Annotated in this window: 21 protein-coding genes; 6 read left to right on the top strand and 15 right to left on the bottom strand. The window is 47.1% G+C overall.

Features of this window, described 5'->3' with window-relative positions:
• The first annotated feature begins 15 nt into the window (after positions 1–15).
• Both kduD and AC58QO_RS02975 read left to right on the top strand, forming a co-directional pair.
• Positions 16–768 (top strand): 2-dehydro-3-deoxy-D-gluconate 5-dehydrogenase KduD, encoded by a 753-nt coding sequence (gene kduD, locus AC58QO_RS02980; protein ID WP_497263815.1) that lies wholly within the window; start codon positions 16–18, stop codon positions 766–768.
• Positions 769–1,602 (top strand): sugar phosphate isomerase/epimerase family protein, encoded by an 834-nt coding sequence (locus AC58QO_RS02975; protein ID WP_497263814.1) that lies wholly within the window; start codon positions 769–771, stop codon positions 1,600–1,602.
• A gap of 161 nt (positions 1,603–1,763) precedes the next feature.
• On the opposite strand, the gene AC58QO_RS02970 is transcribed toward AC58QO_RS02975, so the two are convergent.
• The 3 genes from AC58QO_RS02970 to AC58QO_RS02960 all read right to left on the bottom strand — a co-directional run bounded on the left by AC58QO_RS02970 (position 1,764) and on the right by AC58QO_RS02960 (position 3,861).
• Positions 1,764–2,237 carry a GlcG/HbpS family heme-binding protein gene (locus AC58QO_RS02970; RefSeq protein ID WP_497263813.1) on the bottom strand — a complete coding sequence of 158 codons (474 nt, stop codon included), beginning with the start codon at positions 2,235–2,237 and terminating at the stop codon, positions 1,764–1,766.
• Between the two features lie 191 nt (positions 2,238–2,428).
• Positions 2,429–2,644: a hypothetical protein gene (locus AC58QO_RS02965; protein WP_497263812.1), complete on the bottom strand. Its 216-nt coding sequence runs from the start codon at positions 2,642–2,644 to the stop codon at positions 2,429–2,431.
• 215 nt (positions 2,645–2,859) lie between these two features.
• On the bottom strand, positions 2,860–3,861 hold the full coding sequence (locus AC58QO_RS02960) for an LLM class flavin-dependent oxidoreductase (RefSeq protein WP_497263811.1): 1,002 nt from the start codon (positions 3,859–3,861) through the stop codon (positions 2,860–2,862).
• 212 nt (positions 3,862–4,073) lie between these two features.
• On the opposite strand from AC58QO_RS02960, the gene AC58QO_RS02955 reads away from it, so the two are divergent.
• The gene (locus tag AC58QO_RS02955; RefSeq protein WP_497263810.1) at positions 4,074–4,268 is read left to right on the top strand and encodes a hypothetical protein; all 195 of its coding nucleotides are present in this window, start codon (positions 4,074–4,076) and stop codon (positions 4,266–4,268) included.
• Between the two features lie 263 nt (positions 4,269–4,531).
• Here AC58QO_RS02955 and AC58QO_RS02950 read toward each other — a convergent pair whose 3' ends face one another.
• Positions 4,532–6,034: an L-fucose/L-arabinose isomerase family protein gene (locus AC58QO_RS02950; protein ID WP_497263809.1), complete on the bottom strand. Its 1,503-nt coding sequence runs from the start codon at positions 6,032–6,034 to the stop codon at positions 4,532–4,534.
• Between the two features lie 131 nt (positions 6,035–6,165).
• On the opposite strand from AC58QO_RS02950, the gene AC58QO_RS02945 reads away from it, so the two are divergent.
• The gene (locus AC58QO_RS02945) at positions 6,166–7,032 is read left to right on the top strand and encodes a helix-turn-helix domain-containing protein (protein WP_497263808.1); all 867 of its coding nucleotides are present in this window, start codon (positions 6,166–6,168) and stop codon (positions 7,030–7,032) included.
• A 79-nt stretch (positions 7,033–7,111) separates the two neighbouring features.
• Here the strand turns inward: AC58QO_RS02945 and AC58QO_RS02940 are convergent, their stop codons facing one another.
• The 5 genes from AC58QO_RS02940 to AC58QO_RS02920 all read right to left on the bottom strand — a co-directional run bounded on the left by AC58QO_RS02940 (position 7,112) and on the right by AC58QO_RS02920 (position 13,756).
• On the bottom strand, positions 7,112–8,884 hold the full coding sequence (locus tag AC58QO_RS02940; RefSeq protein ID WP_497263807.1) for a cache domain-containing sensor histidine kinase: 1,773 nt from the start codon (positions 8,882–8,884) through the stop codon (positions 7,112–7,114).
• A 155-nt stretch (positions 8,885–9,039) separates the two neighbouring features.
• Positions 9,040–9,921: a carbohydrate ABC transporter permease gene (locus AC58QO_RS02935; RefSeq protein ID WP_497263806.1), complete on the bottom strand. Its 882-nt coding sequence runs from the start codon at positions 9,919–9,921 to the stop codon at positions 9,040–9,042.
• Positions 9,918–10,829, bottom strand: coding sequence for a carbohydrate ABC transporter permease (locus AC58QO_RS02930; protein ID WP_497263805.1), 912 nt, complete (start codon positions 10,827–10,829; stop codon positions 9,918–9,920). Before AC58QO_RS02930 ends, AC58QO_RS02935 begins: the two co-directional genes overlap by 4 nt.
• 68 nt (positions 10,830–10,897) lie before the next feature.
• Positions 10,898–12,325: an ABC transporter substrate-binding protein gene (locus AC58QO_RS02925; protein WP_497263804.1), complete on the bottom strand. Its 1,428-nt coding sequence runs from the start codon at positions 12,323–12,325 to the stop codon at positions 10,898–10,900.
• Between the two features lie 108 nt (positions 12,326–12,433).
• Complete coding sequence (locus AC58QO_RS02920) at positions 12,434–13,756, bottom strand: response regulator (protein WP_497263803.1); 1,323 nt, start codon at positions 13,754–13,756, stop codon at positions 12,434–12,436.
• A 98-nt stretch (positions 13,757–13,854) separates the two neighbouring features.
• Between AC58QO_RS02920 and AC58QO_RS02915 the strand changes: the two genes are divergently transcribed.
• The gene (locus AC58QO_RS02915; protein WP_497263802.1) at positions 13,855–14,130 is read left to right on the top strand and encodes a hypothetical protein; all 276 of its coding nucleotides are present in this window, start codon (positions 13,855–13,857) and stop codon (positions 14,128–14,130) included.
• Positions 14,131–14,457: 327 nt separating this feature from the next.
• Here the strand turns inward: AC58QO_RS02915 and AC58QO_RS02910 are convergent, their stop codons facing one another.
• Positions 14,458–15,126 (bottom strand): hypothetical protein, encoded by a 669-nt coding sequence (locus AC58QO_RS02910; protein ID WP_497263801.1) that lies wholly within the window; start codon positions 15,124–15,126, stop codon positions 14,458–14,460.
• A 137-nt stretch (positions 15,127–15,263) separates the two neighbouring features.
• Complete coding sequence (locus tag AC58QO_RS02905; protein WP_497264377.1) at positions 15,264–15,716, bottom strand: cupin domain-containing protein; 453 nt, start codon at positions 15,714–15,716, stop codon at positions 15,264–15,266.
• 157 nt (positions 15,717–15,873) lie between these two features.
• On the opposite strand from AC58QO_RS02905, the gene AC58QO_RS02900 reads away from it, so the two are divergent.
• Positions 15,874–16,824, top strand: coding sequence for a hypothetical protein (locus AC58QO_RS02900; RefSeq protein WP_497263800.1), 951 nt, complete (start codon positions 15,874–15,876; stop codon positions 16,822–16,824).
• Positions 16,825–16,895: 71 nt separating this feature from the next.
• Here AC58QO_RS02900 and AC58QO_RS02895 read toward each other — a convergent pair whose 3' ends face one another.
• From AC58QO_RS02895 to fucU, 4 genes are all read right to left on the bottom strand, one after another.
• Positions 16,896–17,555, bottom strand: a complete 660-nt coding sequence (locus AC58QO_RS02895; protein WP_497263799.1) for a class II aldolase/adducin family protein — start codon at positions 17,553–17,555, stop codon at positions 16,896–16,898.
• A gap of 19 nt (positions 17,556–17,574) precedes the next feature.
• Complete coding sequence (locus AC58QO_RS02890; protein WP_497263798.1) at positions 17,575–19,062, bottom strand: rhamnulokinase; 1,488 nt, start codon at positions 19,060–19,062, stop codon at positions 17,575–17,577.
• Positions 19,063–19,084: 22 nt separating this feature from the next.
• Positions 19,085–20,875, bottom strand: a complete 1,791-nt coding sequence (locus AC58QO_RS02885) for an L-fucose isomerase (RefSeq protein WP_497263797.1) — start codon at positions 20,873–20,875, stop codon at positions 19,085–19,087.
• 82 nt (positions 20,876–20,957) lie between these two features.
• Positions 20,958–21,383, bottom strand: a complete 426-nt coding sequence (gene fucU, locus AC58QO_RS02880) for an L-fucose mutarotase (RefSeq protein WP_497263796.1) — start codon at positions 21,381–21,383, stop codon at positions 20,958–20,960.
• Between the last annotated feature and the right edge of the window lie 13 nt (positions 21,384–21,396).

Below are 21,396 nucleotides of genomic sequence, written 5' to 3'. Positions count from 1 at the left end.
GAAAAGGAGTACGTCATGACACTTTTTAATCTCTCAGGAAATACAGCATTCGTTACAGGTGCTTCAGGCGGCCTAGGTCAAGCCATGGCAATCGGACTTGCAGAAGCAGGTGCGAATGTGATTGCAGTATCCTCCTCTGAAAGTGTACAAACCGTTGAAGCAATCCGCGCTTTAGGTGGCAAAGCTGAGCTTATCGCAGCAGATCTTAGCAACGAAGACATCCTTGAAGATGTGGTTGCTAGAGCGATTGGTATTTATGGCAGCATCGATATTCTGGTTAACAACGCGGGAATTATCCGCCGCACACCAGCAGTAGATCACGCACGTCAAGATTGGCACGATGTGATCGACCTGAACTTGAACTCCGCTTTCTTCCTTTGCCAGCTGATTGGTCGTCATATGATCGAACGCGGCAGCGGTAAAATCGTGAATATTGCTTCCATGTTGACGTACCAAGGCGGAATTAACGTACCTGGTTACACAGCTAGTAAGCATGCCATTGCAGGTGTGACGAAAGCATTAGCGAACGAGTGGGCTGGAAAAGGCATCCAAATTAATGCCATTGCCCCAGGCTATATGACGACAAATAACACAGCGCCTATTCTCAAAGATGAGAAACGTACGGCTTCAATCACGGAGCGTATTCCAGCAGGTCGCTGGGGTTCACCAGAGGATTTGAAAGGTCCAGTTGTCTTCTTGTCTTCGAGCGCTTCCGATTATATGAACGGACACGTGCTCTGCGTGGACGGCGGATGGATGGCCAGGTAGATGGGAATCGGGACACTCGCTCATACCGTCGGTCATCTGCCATTGAAGGAACTGACTGCGAAGCTAAGCGGTCGCAACATCGACTTCGTTCAGTTAGCGCTCAGTAAAGCGATTAGCGATTATGATTTAAGTCTTGGGAAACTAAGTCCGGCTCTTGCTAATCATATTGGCGAGCAATTTCATCGCGCAGGCGTTCGGATTGGCGTACTCGGTTGCTACATCAACCCAATTCATCCTGATCCGCAGCAGCGTCGCTATGAAATCGATAGGTTCAAAGAGCATTTGCGGTATGCTAGAGACTTCGGTACGTCCATCGTAGCGACTGAAACGGGTGATCTGACAACGTATCTCTCACAAGATGCTGAAGGCTACGAGGCTGTTGGCTGGAACATCCTAAGGGAAACGGTTGAGGAATTAGCCGAAGAAGCCGAGCGTTGGGGCGTTCACATCGGATTAGAGCCTGTATTCACACATACACTATCAAGTACAGAGAAAATGGCTCGCATCTTGGCAGAAGTGCCTTCCAGCACGCTGGGTGTCGTTTTTGATCCGATTAATCTTCTTCCTCCAACTGTGGTTGAACCGCAAGATCAAGAAGCTTTCTTGGATCATGCCTTCGCAACTTTTGGCAATCGAATCGTGCTGACTCATTTGAAGGATTATGTCGTGACAAATGGTCAAAAGAATGAAATTGAGTCTGGTAAAGGCATATTCGAGACAGCTTCCTTCCTAGCAAAGCTTCACTCGCATAAGCCTGGTGTCGACATTTCGTTAGAAAAGCTACAAGATCACACAATCGAAGAAGCGTTCTCGTACGTTAGAAGCTTGTTATGAAAAAGAACCCCGATTTCTCTCTGTGGAGAGATGTCGGGGTTTTCTCACCACATAAGAATTGATCAGTTTCCGGTACTCGGAAGAACAAATTCTTATTGGCGATAAAAACCACCTTAAAAACGCGGTCGCTCATCCTCGAAGAACCTCGATAAAAGTTTTTCTCATTTCTTAATATCCGCATCGGTAAGCACCTCGAATTCGTCACCAAGGTGCTGCTGAAGCGCCTTCAATGTCGCCACACCAACAGCAATATCCTCGTCGCCAGCTCCTCCGCTGACACCTACTCCGCCAATGACTTGACCGTTCACCACGATAGGAAATCCGCCAACAAAAATCGCAAACTTCCCCGGCATCATCGCATGAATCCCGAAGGCCTCTCCATGAATTGTCGCGGGACCGCCAGGCTGATTGAACAGATGTGTCGACCGTCTATGCCCGCTTGCTGTGAAAGCCTTCGCCATCGCTAACTCTGGACTCGTATTGCGCGCGCCATTCATCCGCTCTAACGCTAGTAAATATCCGCCTTCATCAACAATACAGATCGTTTCTGCTGCCTTTGCTTCCTGGGCAGCTTGAATACCGGCAGCAATCATCACCTTCGCTTCCTCAATTTCTAGCTTCAACACGGATCTCATGAAGAGTGACCCCCTTTGTCGAATCTGCCTATCCACGGCACATTTTCCATTTATATGGGGCACCAAGCGAAAAAAGTCCGAAGATTATGCCCCCATAGCGTCTTTCGTGTCTGTTAGCGGTCAATTCACGTTCCAAAAATAAAAAGCCTACTTGTTTCCCATTAAGGAGACTTGTTAGGCTTTACGGATATCTACTTATTAGGCTGCTGTTGTCTAGCTGGTCGAGTTGGTCGTTCTACCCAGTTCTCACGGCTCATGCGCTTCACCTGATTAATCGGATTAGAAAGATCAACGACTTCAGCTTTGAATGGCTGCTCTGCTGCTAGCTTCTCTTTGTACCCCGTGCCAGGTGCTGGCCCACCTCCACCATTCCGTTTACCCTTGTTCCATACGCGATTCTTGCTCATGCCACCACTCCACCGTTTTTTGTTTAAGTGTAATGGCAGACACCAAAAAACGCAAATGCAGGTTTCACAATGCAGATTGACGGATGGGCCGGCGAAGTTTGGCATATGGTGAACTCGGCTAGTTTTACCGCAATAAAATGGCTTCAACTATTCACTCGCCCTAACCCGGAACAAGTTAGGATATGCAGCGATCCACACCACTCCCATATATCTCCTTACAACTCGAACGCCTTCGCTAGCAAACGATACGAGTGCAATCGCGCCTCGATGTTATGGATCGGCGAAACAACCATGATTTCATCGGCTTGATATGCCTCATTCAGCTTCAGGATCTCTTCTTTCACTTGCTTCGGCGTGCCGACGATGCGCTTGTGGCGACCGCTCCGAATCGTCGCATAGTCATTTTCCGTGTACGGATAATTCTGAGCGGTACGCACCGATGGGAATGATGGCAGCAGCATCCCCCGACCTAATGACAAGAAAAATAAGTCCGTGCTCAATGCCAGTTGATTCGCCTCTTCCTCCGTGTCCGCGCAGATGACCAACACCGCTGCAAGCGAGTGAGGTTTCTCATTCAAGATGGAGGGTGTGAAATGCTCGCGATAAATTCGGAGCGCCTGCTCACAGTCCGCGTTTCCAAAAAACTGCGCAAAACCAAAAGCAGCCCCTTGATCCGCAGCAATTCTTGCGCTGTCATAGGAAGAACCGAGCAGCCAAATCTCCGGCGCAGTCGGTATAATCGGCGATGCATGCAGCGCGGCGAACCGATGGTTAGCCGGCAATGAATCATATAAATACCCCGTCAAATCAGCAATTTGCTGCGGGTAGGAGTCAACGCTTGAATATTTCCCCTCTTGCAGCGCTCGCGTGGATATGGGCATTCCGCCAGGCGCACGCCCTAAGCCTACGTCAATACGACCTGGATGCAGCGCCTCCAGCAAGCGGAAGTTTTCTGCAACTTTATATGCGCTATAGTGAGGCATCATGATGCCACCAGAGCCTAGTCGGATGCGCTCTGTTTTAGCTGCCAGATGTGCGATCAGCACCTCGGGACTCGAATGCGCCAGTGCTTGCGAGGCATGATGCTCTGACACCCAAAAGCGGCTATAACCAATGCGATCAGCTTCTTGGGCAAGTTCTGTCGTCTCAGCTAACGTTTGCGCTGCATTTCGACCTTCTCCAATTTGTGATTGATCCAAAATACTTAATTTTATCACAAGTAATCACCTCCTTTTAACTGTAACATATTAAAGCACAGAATAGCAAAAAACAGATAAAACCCTCCTCCTATCGTCTCCATTCCACGTGAATTAATGATAAAATCACTTCAAAATTCATAATCTGACAGAATCTCTTATTTTACACCTCTACCAAAGTTATCCATTAGATGCTATTTTAATATATACATCCAAGCGAGGGAGAGATTGCCATGAGAACTATTTACGAGAATTATAGAGGTTTCAAAATTAACAAAGATGACAGCACCTATAACGCTATTCATGCGGATCGTATTATTTTTGCTCAATCGCCGCTTAGTCAGGTTCTAGATTCGATCGATCATTACATCGATGTAACGGAAGGCTCCGATTCATCCGAAGAGACGTCGCCCTACCCGCAAAATTAGCAAACTACGCATTTCCGTGAATGTGGATATACGAATGCAAAAAACGCAACTGTCCTTTTGGGACGGTTGTGTTTTTTCTTCTGTACTCTGCCTGAGTGCGAGTTAGTCGGTCGATTTTATTCGATTTCATCGACTAATTCGTGTAGGGTTACTCCCTCAGCACCCGTTAGTCCGAATTTATCGAACTAATTTCTCTGTCCGCTTCATTAATTCCTCATTGTCCTAAATACCCCAATATATCGGACTAACGCAGCTTATGCCTGCTACAGAATCACATGCTTCAGCTTCATCAGCTCTGCGACCTTCTGGAATTGCGAAGCATTGTGCCCGATCGACATCGCACAGTGATGCGTCGGCGCTTCCGCGAACCAGTGCGACATGTACGCATCAGGATGCTCGCGGAATTTCACCGGCGTCTGCGTGTTGCCGATTTTCATAATCGGCCCGTTCGTGGACTCGCCTTCGCTGGAGATCAGCTTCAGCTTGCCATCACCGGTCTGTGTCACGTTCAGGGTCGTGATTGCTCCTGTCTTCACCTTCGCTTCGACGGACACGCCCGTGCCCTGCTTGCCGTGATACAGCCCCATGCCGCGCAGAATCGGCTTTCCTTCGGAAATCGCGATGTGGAACGGTCCGTCATGGCCCAGCAAGATCGTCTCGTCGATGTAATCCACGACGACGATTTCCGAGAAGGAGCCGCCAACGCCGAGAATATCGCTGATTTTCATCGCGACAGCCGTCTTCAGGTCTCCTTCGCCAGAGCAAGGGATCCCTCGCGCCGTTAGCAGCGAGTGACCGACAATGAAGCCGCCTTGCAGCTTCTCGTACTCACCACCCGGCGCTCCGTGGTAATAGTACGATAAGGCGTCTAAATCATAAGCGCGCACAAGCTTTTCCTGCGCTGCAGCTACCCGACAGGACCACTCCAGCTGCTCTTCGGTTGGCTTTTTGGCAATCGGATCCGAAGGGGAATCACCGCTGATCTGAAACATGTCATGCAGCTCATCCAGCTTCCGTTTCACATCTTGAGGAGTTACTTCACGCAGCATACGGTCCAAATCACACATTTCAAGCACTTCGACATGCAAGCCTGTCTGCGCTGAAATCATCGTAAAATCACTATACATATCAAGCATCCCGCTATACGTATTGCCTAAAAAGCCGAAACGGCTATGCTGCAGCGTTCTAGGCACACCTGCTGCACGTACCCACTCTTCGATCTCCTTCCACGCGCGAAGCGCTTCACGACGTTCATGTGTCACTTCATTCGTTAACGAGATAGCTGGTGTATAATCCAGCCCCAGCATGCCATTCACTACTCGGAAGGGAATACCCGCTCGATTGAACACATTGGCAAACTCCGGCACGGGACAAGCACCGCAATGTGCTAACCATTCCCCTGTCGTTGATTGCTCATAGTTAAGTCTAGCCGTTGGCTGCAAATTGAGAAACACAACGGGCGCTTTGCAAATCTGATGAACCGGCAGCACGGTCGAGCTCGTTGAGTAAGTGGCTGCATGGCAAAATACGAGGTCAACATTGCGTTCGCTCAACCATTCCCCTGCCTTCCGGCCCTCCCCTTCCGTATCGACAAGTCCATAGTAAAACACGTCTGCCCAGGCGGACATGCGTTGCTCAATAAAACGACCGTACTCTTCCAATCGCTCTTTCAGCCCGGGGAACTGCTCCCAATAAGCTCGAAGTCCTACGGAGTACAATCCGATCCGCGGCTTGAGGCTTGCTTTAATAGCTGGATATATGGACATAGCTACATCTCCCATTCCTCTATAAATAATAACTTTATAAACCTATTGTAATGGCTTACAATTGAGATATCATCCAAGGATCTTGGTTTAAAATAATAGAATCTTGCGATTCAAAAGGAGGCACTCCTTGTATGAAAGAAAATTTCACCACCGCATGGTCGGAAGACTCCATTCGATTCATCTCTACTCCCTCTACGTTCGCCAAAGTGAACCTGTATTACGTGCAAGAAATCGGTCATTTCCATACGCTGCCTGGCTATTTCACAGAACGGGAAGGACTTGATTCCTATTTGATCGTCTACACGCTTAAAGGCAGTGGAGTACTGACTTTTCACAATAAAAGCTATTCATTAAGTGCGCATCAGGTATTTTTCATCCATTGTGATCACTATCACCATTACGCAACCCATCCTCAAGAGCCGCTAGAGCTTCTGTGGGTTCATTTACATGGTAGTGCTACATCAGCGTACTACGAGCATTTTGCAGCGTCACACGAGCCAGTTCTACAGCTGTCGAATGACTCTTCCGTTTCTGGATTACTACGTCAAACACTGCAAATCCAACAACAAAGAAGCGCAGCCACCGAGCTCATCACATCCAAGCTGTTGGTTGAGCTGTTAACGGAGATCGCCCTATCTGCGCAAGAAAAAGGCTCGTCCGAGTCGGATAAGCCTGGATACATTGATGATATTTGCCAAACGCTGGAGTCGAGATTCACGGAATCTATTTCATTAGACGAGCTTGCACACGAACACGCTGTCAGCAAGTATCATATGGCCAAACGCTTTAAGCAATATACAGGCTTCTCACCGCACGAATACTTGATTGGCATCCGAATGACCCATGCGAAGGAACGCTTGAAGTACTCCGATATGCCCGTATCCGAGATTGCAGCCGCAATTGGTATTGACAACGTCAGCCATTTTATCAATCTGTTCAAAGACCGCACAGGTGATACGCCGCTTGTCTATCGAAAAAAATGGCAGCGCCCCCGTTAGGGGGCAAGGTTTTGGGGGCAGGGGAAATGGGTCTTAACCCCCACTCATTGGCCATTCGTCTTTTTTCCACCCCGTCCCCCTACTTCCAATCCGACTCATCCAGCACCGCAGGAATCTCAATCCAAGCCCGGACACCCTGATCCTCCCTGAGCGCGTACTGCAAGCCATACCCCTCACCGAAATGCAGCTGAATCCGCTTCTGCACATTAATAACTCCAAACCCTCTATTGCTCTCTTTCCCCTGCAAAATTGCATTCAACATCGCGATGTCTGCTGGTCGATAGCCGTTATCCTCCACGCTGATGATAATTTTTCCATCGTTGTACTTCACCTTAATCCATAATTCACCGTCTTGGCTCATATTCTTGATGCCATGTAGAATGGCATTTTCGATGATCGGCTGCAAGACCACTTTCGGCATGAGGAAGCGTTTGGCTTCTTCTTCGATTTCCCAGTGCGCCTTAAACGCATACTCATAGCGGAACAATTGGAGCCGCACATACGCTTCAGCATGATTGATTTCTTCCATAACGGGAATGAGCAGTTTGCCTTTACTAAGCCCAATTCGCATAATGAGTGACAAATCCTTTATCATTTCGGCTGATTCCGCCGCCCCCTCCATTAAGGTATGCCAGTAGACGGACTCCAACGTGTTATAGAGGAGATGTGGGTTAATTTGTGTATGCAATATCGACAATTCAACTTCCTTGTGCTTTAGCTCTAGCTCAAATTGATCATAAATCGTCTGATTCAATCGATTCGTCATGCGGATGAAATGATTGCTCAGCAGCACGATCTCATTTTTACTTTCTGCATGCATGGTAATGGCTAAAGGTTTGCCCGGGTGATAGGAATTCGTGATACGAGCCAGCCTGGAGATCGGCTTCAAAATCGATTGAATAAAGTACATACTCGCCAAAATCAAAATCAGGAAATAAATCAACATAATCCAATCCACAAGGCGCTGAACCGAGATATGATCACTAATAATCGATTGAACCGGAACACGCATTAGCAGCTTGGTCGCCGTCATCTCACTCGTGTGAATAACCGACATGATCTCTTCATCGTTCTCGATTTGCTTATAAACCCCTTCTTCCTTACCCTCAGGAACACCAATCTTTGAGCCGATACCGAAGGCTTCCGTATTCGTGGCCAATACCGTATTATCGGGATCGAGCAGCAGGATTTGCGCATCTTTGTACTTATCAAAAGGGACGAAATCCATCTGCAACGGGGTCTCAATGCCCGACACAACTAAGTAGCCGATGACCGTTTCTCCGTTATAAATGCTGTTTAATTGCCTCAAATAAGCCACAGTTTGTGTGTTATTCGGGTTATAGCCGAATTTATCAATGACGCGAATAATGCCCTTCCCTTTCGCATTACTAACCGCTTTATACCACGAAAGATCAGTCATATCCGTCGAATAAAATACCCCGTTATTCAATAAGTCTGAATTGGGAACGAAGGAATACAATTTGTCTTTATCCGAGAAAAATAAGGAATACCTGACCGCATTAGTTGAATAATTGTTCAAATATTTATCTAACGTTTTGAAAATCTCAAAGCGCTCATATTCCGAGGATGAGGGAACACTTACCAATTGTTGGATTTCCTGTGAAATCATAATTTTTTCTGTTTTTTCCTCAAAATCGCTGCTTTCCCGATCTAGTGTCAAATGACTTCCGCGAACTAATTGGAGCAGCGCCGTCCCTACTTGTTCCTCTGTAATGGATTCCAGCTTCTTGGCAACGACCAAATCTAAGACAAGCGTTGGAATGACAACGAAGACAATAAGAAGTAGGATCAGCTTTTTCATCAACTTCATATTTTGCAGCATTTTGCGCATACCTACCTATCATCCTTTCAAAAGCTTTCCGCCTAAGCCGCTATGAACAGCACCTCTGCACAATAGCTACCAGTAGGTTCGCTATGACCGGAGGAATCTCCTTTAAAACAACAAGAAAACGCCTCCAGAATTCGCATTCTGATGGGCGTTTCCACCTAACCTTTCACGCTGGACACCGATAATCCACGAACCATAAACTTTTGGAAAATCAGGAAGAAGAGCACCGGCGGCAGCATGGCCATTGTCAACACAGCGAAGCGTACACTCCATGGAATGACAGAGTTCGAGTACACAACATAGCGATAAATACCTGTGGCGAGTGGGTACATGCTTTTATCCGTCATCACGATATTCGGCCAGTAGAAATCATTCCACGTTGTCGAGAAAGACAGCATGAGCAGCGTGCCAATGATCGGCGTCGAAAGCGGAACGGCAATCCGCAGAAAGGACTTGAATTCACTCGCACCATCGATACGTGCAGCTTCAAGGACTTCCTTGTGAATGCCATCGAAGAAATTTTTGAGCAGCAGCATGAAGTACGCATTCGCCGCCGCGGGCAGCCAGAACGCCCAATAAGTATTGATCATCCCTAAACTTTTCAAATTCAGAAAGTTAGGTACGATGTACGTTGCCGGTGGAATCAAAAGCGTCGAGAAAAAGAAAAGTGTCAACCAACGCTTGAATGGGACTTTCAAATGGGATAATGCATAGGCGGCAAGCCCGATAAATAAGAGGGAACACACCACATTACCTACATAAATGAAGATCGTATTTTTCAAAAACGTCAAAAGTGGAAGATCGAAGCTGTTGAAGGCGTCGTCGTAATTTTTCCAAATCCAGTGCTTCGGGAAAAAGGTTGGAGGAAAGGTGAAAAACTCTTCACGTGTTTTCAGTGAGCCAAAAAAGGTATTCAGAAACGGATAGATGGTCGTAACCGCAATCGCCAGAACGAGCAGCACCATGAGGGTGTAACCGAATTTAACGGAACCTTTTTTAAAATCATGCTGGGAAATTAACCCGCGTTCGCCTTGCTTCATTCTTTCTCACTCCTACGCTGCACGACATTGTAAAGGATGGTCATTCCGATGAGAACGAAGAACATCAAGCTGCCCATGGCGCTTGCTTTGCCGAATTCCAGATCACGGAACGCCGTATGGTTGAGCCATAGTAAGTAGGTCAGCGTTGCATTATTAGGACCGCCGTCCGTCATCGATAATTGCGCTTGGAAGCCCTGTGAAGTCGTGATCAGCTGGAGTACGAGCAGAAGTCCCATTAACGTTCGGATACTAGGCAAAATAATATAACGAACACGCTGCCACACACTGGCACCATCGATTTCAGCCGCTTCGTATAAATCCTTCGGAATCCCCACGATCGCCGCTATATAGATCAAGGTTGCTGCCCCAAAGCTTTGCCACGTCTCTAGCACAACAATCGAAGCCATCGCTAATTTTGTACTAAAGAAGGAAACCTGCTCCATGCCTAGCTTCTGCAGGAAACTGTTAATTGGCCCTACCGCATCAAAGAACCACATCCACATCCCATACAAAACGATAGCTGGTACCGCGCTAGGCAAATAGCTGATAATGCGGGCTGCACCTTGAAACCGCCGAAGCTCAGACACGGCTATTGCCACCAATGGCGGGATCCAGAAGCCAAGAATAATACCTAACGCCATATAGATCAATGTATTCTTGATTGAAATCCATAGCAGATCATCCTTCAGAATACTCACATAATTTGCTAACCCAGTGAACTGATTGCCATCTACAAAATCAATGTTGTAGAAGCTATAGAAAATCCCTTTGAAAATAGGCACCCAAAGAAAGATAATGAATAACACAACTTCCGGTAAAATAAACAGAGTACCCCATAAATACCAGTTCATTCTCTTCTTCGAAACCTTACTTCCGACGACAGGTTGTGCGCTCAGCTCTGCATCCATCCTAAACACTCCTTATGAGAAAATCGGATCTAAACCATGAACGGTTTAGATCCGGGGATTAGGCTTGCCTATTCGACCTTCACTTTGTCAAACGTTTCCGTTTGCACTTTGGTCGCGGCTTCAGACAGCGCTTTTTTCAAATCCACATCTTTCGTCGTAAACACTTTTTGAATGACATTGGCCATTTCCGTATAATATTTTTGAGCTTCGTATTGCGCTTCTGGCTTACCATCCCAGAGAGCAAGCAATTGTGGATCATATTTGAACACGTTATCATACTTCGTTAATAGATCCGTATACTTTTTACCGAAATCAGAGGAATCTTTCCAGTAGTTGATTGGTTGTGGAATGTACACACGGTTTTTACCTTTACGGTCTTCAATTTCTTTCTTCGTGGAATTTAAGAAGTCGTCTGTGAAATACTCATCTGTAATCCATTTGAACGCCATTTCTTGTTGATCTTTATCGCTCTTCGGATTAATTACGCGATAGTTACCGCCAAGTACGCCTGTATGCTTGCCACCTTTAGTAAAGGAAGGCATTGGATATACAACGAGATCATCCTTGCTAATGCCGCCTTCGTTGATCGCTGTATCAGCAGCGTTACCGCTACCACACATCACCATCGCGCCACGGCCTTGCGCAAATGCATTCAACGCATCGCCATAACCGAGTGCCCAGTTTTGCGGAATCAAGTTTTCATCCTTCAGCTTTTTGTAGAATTCAAGCGCTTGCAAGCCAGCCTCTGAATTGAATACGCCTACCACTTTTCCATTCTCCAGCTTCTGAACATCGCCGCCCGCAGCATATAGGAAATTCGTCCAGTTCCAGCCTGCTTCAGGTCCTTTCCCCATTGGAATAAAACCTGCGATCCCTTTGGCTGGATCATTAATTTTTCTTGCTGCGACTAGCAGATCTTCCCATGTCCAATCCATTGGTGGAAGCTCTACACCTTTATCTTTGAACAACTTTTTATTCAACGTAATGGTCATAACGTAACCATCGATTGGCACCCCGTAGGTTTTGCCGTTCACAACAAATGGTTTGGAAAGCAGATCGTTCATATCCTTCGCATGCGCCCAAGAACTCATGGAATCCGTAATATCAGCTACCCACTTCTTATCAACAAGTACCTTACCTTCAGTCGCATACGTTGTATACTCAGTTGGTGCACTGTTCGATGCCATTTTGATCCCGATCTCAAGCGGATTGTACTGCCAGTCGTCCTTTTTGAAATCGACATTAGGAAATTTCGTTTTAAAACGCGTAATCCGTTGATCCAGTTGATCATTTTTTTCTTTTTGATCGGATTTAAAGCTCTGTGCCGTAATCGTAACTTTCTTCGCAGCAGGCGCTGGCGTTGCAGCAGCTGGTGTGGATTCCTTCGCTGTTGGGGCTGTACTCGCCGTGCTCGTTGTTCCGTTACTTGAACTACATCCCGCTAGCAGTACTGTCAGTGCAATCGCACTCATTGTAGACGCTTTCTTTGCTTTCATGTTTGGTTCCCCTTTCGAATCGCTTTCACTTGTGGTTGCTACAGTTTTGATTATAAAGGGAGAGCCATCCATGAGCGATGTGTCGTATTACGCTAAGTATGTCGTATGTTACGTACCTGCTTGCTTCACTTCGGAGATATTGATCCCGAAATGCTTTTTGAATATTTTGCTAAAATGCTCTGGAGATTCATAACCGATTTCTTCGGAAATCTCATAGCGCCGTTTATCTGTCGTCAGAATAAGACGCTTCCCCTCTTCCATCCGCAACTTCGTGACGTAGTCCCAGATGTTCGTTCCCATCACCTTTTTAAACAAAAAGCTTAAATAATTAGGACTTAAATGCACCGCATCTGCAATATCCTGCAGCTTCAGCCCTTTATTGCAAAAATGTCCCTCAATGTATACTTTCGTATCGTAAACAATCCGGTGATTCGCCTCATCCACACCTGCGACTGTTAAGTTGGGGTTTTGTGTGAGGCTATCCTTATCTTCGATATAGAACATATAGTGACCCTTATTCGTTTCACAGCAGGTTAAGCTCTCGAGCGCTTCTTTATACATCACTGGCCACTGCGTAATGCCTTCACGGATGCGACTGATGCCGATCTGACTCTTCACATTCAAATATTTCAGCAGATTCGTATGAATCATTTGCGCCACCATCAACAGTTGATTCACCCGCATAGAGCCTCTGCTCTCCTCTTCCGTTATTTGCAACAGCAAGGTGAACGTGGAATTGTGATTATTAAAAACAAGATGATTCCACTGACTCGCGGTTTCTTCCATAATGTTCAAAGCCGCGTATTTCAACAAACTGCGATCCTTCAACGTGGAGATTTCCTGATCATGAATCCCGCCACGCTCGAGTGATAATTTGATTGTCAGCATGCTAAAATACGTACCATTCATTCTTTGATCCAGCGTCTCAAGAATAGTAGGCACCTCGGACTCATGGATCGTCCCTGTCACCAATTCATTCAAAAAGTAATTCGTTTCATGCGACATATGCCCTGGCAACGTGCGAGATCCTTCCCAGTTCGCGAAACGTTGACCCTTCTCTTCCTTTTCCTTCAACAGCTTGGTCACAACCGAGATGAGATGCGGCGGTGTTATCGGCTTAACCAGATACTCCTTCGCTCCAAAACGGATGGCTTTCTGAGCATACTCAAACTCACCATGCGCCGACAAAATGACGATTGGAATCGATGGATCCTCTAAGAAAATGTTCTCGATCAATTCGATCCCATTCATTTTCTCCATCTGAATATCCGTAAATACCAGATCTATTTTCTCCAAATGTATAAAATCAAGCGCCTCAAACCCGTTGTACGCAATGAAGACTTCATTAATGTCCAACTTGGACTGCTTCAAAATCGTCGCAACACCCTTACAAATCATCGGCTCGTCATCGACAACTAAAATATTAACCATACTGCCACCTCATTCGTTTACTTGCCACAATTCCATTTTATTGTACAACAATCGGTGTGAATATGTGTTTTATTACGTTTATTGTGTGGGATGTGTGGATGAGGCGGGCTCGTGTAACTCGATTTTTTTCGAGTTACGGAGCTATTGCGGCGGCCGGCGGGACGCGTAACTCGATTTTTTCGAGTTACGGAGCTTCTGCGACGGCCGGCGGGACGCGTAACTCGATTTTTTCGAGTTACGGAGCTACGGGGGCGGCCGGCGGGACGCGTAACTCGATTTTTTCGAGTTACGGAGCTTCTGCGACGACGCGCGGGACGCGTAACTCGATTTTTTCGAGTTACGGAGCTCGTAGGGCGGCAGGTCGGGACGCGTAACTCGATTTTTTCGAGTTACGGAGCTACGGCGGCGACGCGCGGGACGCGTAACTCGATTTTTTCGAGTTACGGAGCTTCTGCGACGACGCGTGGGACGCGTAACTCGATTTTTTCGAGTTACGGACCTATTGCGGCGGCCGGCGAGACGCGTAACTCGATTTTTTCGAGTTACGGAGCTTCTGCGGCGACGCGCGGGACGCGTAACTCGATTTTTTCGAGTTACGGAGCTTCTGCGGCGGCCGGCGAGGCGCGTAAATCGATTTTTTCGAGTTACGGAGATTCTGGAGCCACGCGTGGGAGCCGTAACTCGTTTTTTTTCGAGTTAGCCTACCTGTTACGATGCAAAAGATTCACGGCTTTTTCAGTAATCATGAATTTATGACTCCTAGTCGTTCCTCTACCAATTGGACAAAGCAAGCCTTTTGCCTCTAAATCTCTTAACACTTTTCTGCAAGTTTCACTTTTAAGCTGAAGCCACATGCATACGTCCGTCAATCGAAAAGGTTGACTAACTAGCAACGCGAATCTCAAAACTTCCCGCTCGTACACTGGCAACTGGAGTAATCCGCTGCCCTCTACGTTCCCGACTCGACCAATTAATTCATACAAATTTCTTTGGCAGAAACTTGGCTTTTTCTCCAACTCATCTCGGCTATACGGAAAATAAGTGTAACCTAGTATCGCAACTGAACGTGCACGCGCTCTCTCGAAGGAGAAACGATCCCTGGTGATTTTCTCCGCATGAGTGACAAAGCTGTCCTCCTCAAACACAATCCGTAACTTGGGGTGAAATACGTCACCGTATATCTTCATACCCGATAAGCTCATCATTTCATACTCAAGCACCAAACCCTCTAAAGTCCCCAAAACAGGCAGTAGCACTCCTTCCAAAAGTTTCTTCGTTCCTGTCAGGTCCCTTTGCAGCATCTCCAGCCTCTGACCGCTTGCACTCCTAATTTGTTCTTTCAAAAATATATCAAACTCCTTTTGGAACATTGCGATTACCTCCTTAAAAAATAAAAACGCCGCCAGCTCCAAAAGGAGCTAACGGCGTGTGCTTCACGCGTAAAATCATGCTTATCTTTACGATATCAAAACATTTTAGACTTAGCAAAGTAATTCTGATCACAATCTTATCTTTTAATTAATTTGAAATCATCATAATGGAAGCCTGGTGCAACTACACAGGAAACCAGAACGGGTTCATCACCTAAAGGACGCGCCATTTGCCAAACATGAGCTGGAACAAGAGCCTGCGGATGCTGCCCTTTTAGCACATCAGGCCCAAGAATAATATCCTGTGTCGCTTTTGGCTGCTCACTCGTTCCTCCTAATGTAAGCAATATAGGGCTGCCAGAATGCCACAACCATAATTCATCCGACAATACGGTGTGCCATTCCGAAAATTCATCCGGATGAAGCAAAAAATAAATGGAGGTTGCTGCGTATCGCGAACCGGAGTACGCTTCATGTAGGACTTCTTTCGGGATTTCGAATGAAGCTTTCCAGAGCTCCTTGTACCATCCGCCCTCAGGGTGAGGCTTTAAATCCAAGGTTTGAACAAGTGGTGATAGTGTTTTCGTAATCATATGATTTCTCCTATTTCTCTCTAGACTAACAAAGTAAGCATTATACCATAGGGAGGTCACATTTTGTTCTGGAAAAACTTACGAAACCTCCACCCAAAAATTTCGTATTGAAAAAGTATTCATTCTAACAAATACTGGGAAATGAGGGATTTCGATGACAGATAACTTAAACCTTCAGTTGAGAGAAGCAAAAGAGCGGATGTTTCAGCTCCACAAATCAGAACGCAAAAGAAAAGATCTACAGGACAGAGTATTCGAGCAGGAACGTCTTATTCATAAGCTCGAATTACAACTTGAATCCGAGCAGGCAGATGTCGAGCGATTAACTCGATTGTCTCTTACGAATCTATTTCATACGGTTCTACGCAGTAAGTCCGAGCAACTGGAGTTGGAGCGCCAACAAGCCCTAACGGCTGCGCTGCAGTTAGAAGCTGCTAAGCAGGAGCTGCAGGACACGAAACAGGCTTTGATCAAAATAGGTGATGACCTTGCCATCTTTCAACGTGCAGAAGACGATTATAAGAGGCTCATGGCAGCCAAGAAATCCGCACTTTTAAACACCCCTTCACTTTCAATAGAGTTAGAAAGGATGGACGATGAAATCGATGATCAGAAGCTGCTCGTCAAGGAGCTTCAAGAAGCATTGAACGCCGGCAAGCGTGTACTAGCCTCCTTAACAGATGCCTCCAATAGCTTGGAGAAAGCAGAAAATTGGGGAAAATGGGACTTATGGGGCGGCGGCGGCATGATCAGCACGCATGCAAAGCATAGTCATGTTGACGATGCCAAGCAGTTCATTCATCAGGCGAATCACCAGATTTTGAATTTTCGCGACGAACTAAAGGACTTGAATCGGAGTTTTCACATTGAGATCGATATCGGTGACACCTTGAAAATGGCCGACTATTGGTTTGATGGACTCATTGCCGACTGGATTGTACAAGGTCGTATCGAGAACTCTCAAAGTCAAACGCTTTCCGCGTTGAACAAAATTCGTACTGTCGTTGCACAGCTGCAGAAAGAATATACGGCAGCAGATGCGACGTTAACTGGACTAGTAACGAAACGGATCAATTGGATCGAGGAGTCAAACTTTGACAGTTAATTTTGTTCAAAACAAAAAACACCCATTCTCAAGTAAATACTTGAGAATGGGTGCTCCATATGATACAGCTTCTACTTCATCTGCTGCAACAAATTCACGCGATACGCTTCGCTTTCCAAGCCTTGAATTTCTTTGTACTCTTCCTCGGTCAATCTGCGTGGCGTGCCGACCGCTTTCGCGATCAAATAAATTTTCGCGCTCTCTTCCATGACTTCCGTGCGGTAGTAGGCTTCGCGCAAGTTTTTGCCCGTGGTGACAAGCCCGTGATTGTTGAGCAGAATCGAGCTGTAGCGATCCGCTTTCTCGGCTACGAGATTGGCCAGTTTATCCGTTGTCGGCACGACATACGGAATGAAAGCTACGTCGCCAACCAATGCGGCTTGGTCTGGAAACAACATCGGCAGCTCGTTGTCGACGAGCGTCAATGCGATACAATACGCAGGATGTGTATGCACAATAGCTTTCATGACGGGGTTCACACGGTAGCAGAACAAGTGCATCAGTACCTCGGAGGATGGGCGATATGTTTTATCCAAAATATTCCCCGAAGGAATATCTACAGGCACCCATTGCTCAGGCTCGATGTCTTCCAAAGCGAAACCGCTCGGAGACAGATACATTGTATCTTCAAATCTTGCACTTATATTTCCTCCAGGTCCTACAACGAGGCCTTTGGCTACACTTTTGCGTGCATATTTCGTTAATTCTTCTCTGGTTAGCTGTTCGGACATGATGTCGTCAACTCCTTCCTCACTTCTTCTCAATGACCTTCATATAGGCACGATAAGCTTCTGCCCACTGCTCGGCGGCAACTGGTTCATAGCGCTCCGGCGGGAAGCTGTTCATCACGGCTTGTCGAATCTCTCCGAGCGACCCCACCTCGCCATGCGCCTTCGCCTGCATCATGATGTTCCCGATCGCCGTTGCTTCGATCGGACCTGCGATGACAGATCTGCCTGTCGCATTGGCGGTCAACTGGCATAGCAATCGATTCTGTATGCCGCCGCCAACCATATGAACCGTTGATAGCTTACGCCCAGTCAGCCCCTCGATTTCATCCAGCGTTTGCTTGAACTTCATAGCTAAGCTATCCACAACGCAGCGAATCAACTCCGCCTTCGTTTGCGGCACCGCTTGCCCGGTCTGCACGCAATACTGCCGGATCCGCTCCGGCATATTCCCAGGTGCGAGAAAAACAGGATCCTGCGAATCAATATAGCTTCCCAGACCCGGCTCTTGTCGAGCCATTTCTTGCATTTTAGCGAAGCCGAGCGACTCTCCCTCAAGCTCCCATTGACGCTTGCAGGCTTGCAGGAGCCAAAGCCCCATAATATTTTTGAGCATACGAATCTTCTGCTCGGCACCGCCTTCATTCGTAAAACCATAGCGTAAGCTGTCCGCATTCATGATCGGTTGATCGAGCTCAACCCCCATGAGGGACCACGTTCCGCAGGAAATGAACGCATAATCCCCTGCTAAGGACGGGATTGACACCACGGCAGAAGCAGTATCGTGTGACGCTGTCGCGACGATCGGGAAAGCTTCAATCTGAAGCTCTTCCGCGATTTCCTTGCGCAGCAATCCGCCGATAGTTCCCGGCATTACGATGTCTGTGAACAGCGATGAAGGTATACCCAACTTTTCAAACAAAAAAGTATCCCATGATCGTGTCGTAGGGTTCAGCAGCCCCGTCGTACTTGCAATCGTATACTCCGTGGAACGAATACCAGATAAATAGTAGCGAAATAAGTCCGGCATCAGCAGTAAACGCACGTCTTCAGGCACCTGCAAGCCCTCTTCCAAGCTTTCGGCATACAGTTGAAAAATCGTATTAAAAGATAGGGGCTGAATACCAGAATGCGCATACAATTCATGCTCGGGCATAGTCCGAAGTAACGCCGTCATAGCCCGCTCATTTCGCGCTTCCCGGTAATGGTAGGGATTCCCCAGCAGCTTGCCTTTTCCCGTTACAAGGCCATAATCCACTCCCCATGTATCCACAGCAAGGGATGCTGGCGCACCTGCTGCATGCTGCTTGTAAACAAGCACACCTTCCTTCAGCTCATGAAAAAGCCGGAGAAAGTCCCAATATAAGCTGCCATTCAGCTCGACGGGATCATTTGAAAAGCGATGAATTTCTTGCGTCGACAACGTGGAACCGTTCCATCGCCCAAGTATCGTTCTTCCACTACTTGCACCGAAATCGACGGCCAGCATATTTAATTGGTTGTCACCCACGCGGGTTCACCTCCGCAACTGCTTACTTATATAGCGGACCGAAGTTGCTGCACGCTCTGAAGTCTGCACCCTCAGGATCGGATGTACCGAAATTGCTCCAAACACGCGGACGGAAAACGTCCTCTTTTGCCACGTTATGCATGGAAACTGGAATACGCAGAATCGCCGCAAGTGTAATCAAATCTGCCCCAATATGCCCGTAGGAGATGGAGCCGTGGTTGGATCCCCAGTTATCCATAACGGAGTACACATCTGTAAATGATCCTTCTCCAGTCAAAATAGGAGCAAACCAAGTTGTCGGCCATGTTGAATCCGTACGATCGTCTAAGGTCTGGTGCACATTTTCAGGCAGGTCGACGGAGTAGCCTTCTGCGATTTGCAAGACAGGTCCTAAGCCTTTGACCAAATTAATCCGTGACATCGTCACCGGCATACCGCCTTTAGTCAGGAAGTCTGTGGAATAGCCGCCTCCGCGGAAATATTCAACAGATGCTGGACGCCATGAGGTCGCTGCTAAGCAATCTGTCACTTCTTGATCTGTGATTTCCCAGAAAGGTTTCATCACCGGTTTACCGTCACGTGACTGCTGACCTGTTCCATCCAATGCAGCGGGCCCTGAGTTAATCAAATGGAGGATACCGTCTTTTGCTGCACCTGTCAGGGTGTGTCCTGTTACGCGCTTCACCGAGTCTGGGCTCCAGTACGTTCTAACATCAGCGAAAATTTGAGCTGTATTCGTGAGCAAGTTCCCGAACAACATAACTACGCCATTCAAGCTATCGTTCTCAGTAGCTACAAGATAAGGAGCACGCTTACCATTCCAGTCAAAAGAAGTATTCAGAATAGCTTCCATGAAGTCGCCATTTGGGAAATGATCCGTCCAATGACGTTGGCCTTGGAAACCAGATAGGATTGCATTGTGGCCTAACGCCTCTTCGCCAAACTCAATATCAGCTAATCGCGGATTGCCGACCATCAGATCACGAACGATCATTGTCATTTTGACAACGGTTTCCCAATCCTGATCTTTCTTCTCACGACTCGTTTGAATCGCAGCTGGATTCTTATCGGGACCTTCTGTGCAGTTCTCTTTTACCCAGTTCAACGCCAACTGATATTCTTCTGGATCAAAAATTTCTTCATTAATCCGACGCACTAATTCGGACATATCTACATACTCATTGCGCATGCCCAAGTAGTTTTGGAATAGCTCCTCGTTCACAATGGAACCCGCAATCCCCATCGAAACGGAACCGATAGAGAGGTAAGATTTCCCTTTCATATACGCCGCTGCAAGTCCTGCCTTAGCAAAACGAATCAACTTCTCATGAACATCCTGTGGAATCGTTGTCGTTCCCGAATCTTGCACGTCTTTGCCGTAAATACCGAAGGCTGGGATGCCTTTTTGTGCATGACCGGATAAAACAGCAGCCAAATACACAGCGCCTGGACGCTCCGTTCCGTTGAAGCCCCAGACGGCTTTCGGTGTTGAAGGATCCATATCCATCGTTTCCGTGCCATAACACCAACAAGGTGTTACTGTGATGGAGACGCCAACGCCTGACTTCGTGAATTTATCTGCACAAGCAGCAGCTTCTGCTACGCCACCGATACATGTGTCCGCGATAACGCATTCAACTGGCTGTCCATTCGGGTATTTCAACGTTTCGCTCAGCAAAGCAGCAACGCCCTTCGCCATGTTCATCGTTTGCTCTTCAAGTGATTCACGAATCCCTTTTCTTCTACCATCAATCGTTGGGCGGATACCAATTTTCGGGAACTCTTGCTTCCATCTGTAATCGCTGTTTGTCATCTACATTCATCCTCCTCGTTATGTAAAAAGCTCATCTATCCTCTTGCTTGTACGCTTAAAATAGAGTTATCGGTAATTCATTTCACTCGACAACTACACCTTTTCTTAAAATAATGTTGGCATAAAGCGCCTTTTCACTCGTCGCCACGATGGCATAAGCTTTCTTCGCCCGCTCATAAAAAGCGAACCGTTCCACGTACTCAATAGCTGGTGTAGCATGCTCACTGATGATCCCCTCATACTCGCCCCAGATCGGGGTAGCAACCGTATCACCAGGAACGACAGCCATGAGGGCAACAGGCTGATCGCTGTAAGTGTCCAGTGGATACAGTGATAATACCGCTTTCAACAATTCCGATACGCCATGACCATCACAACGTAATAGTCGGTTTGCATGACTTGCTGCAGGAAAATTCCCATCCGCCAAGATGATTTCGTCCCCATGCCCCATCTCCATCAGAACTTTGAGAAGCTCTGGCGAGAGGATTGAAGGTATCCCTTTTAACATCATCAACATCTCC

This window comes from Paenibacillus sp. J31R30 (assembly GCF_059692115.1).
Note: the sequence above shows the minus strand (reverse complement) of the source record. Positions and strands in the feature narration are given on the sequence as shown.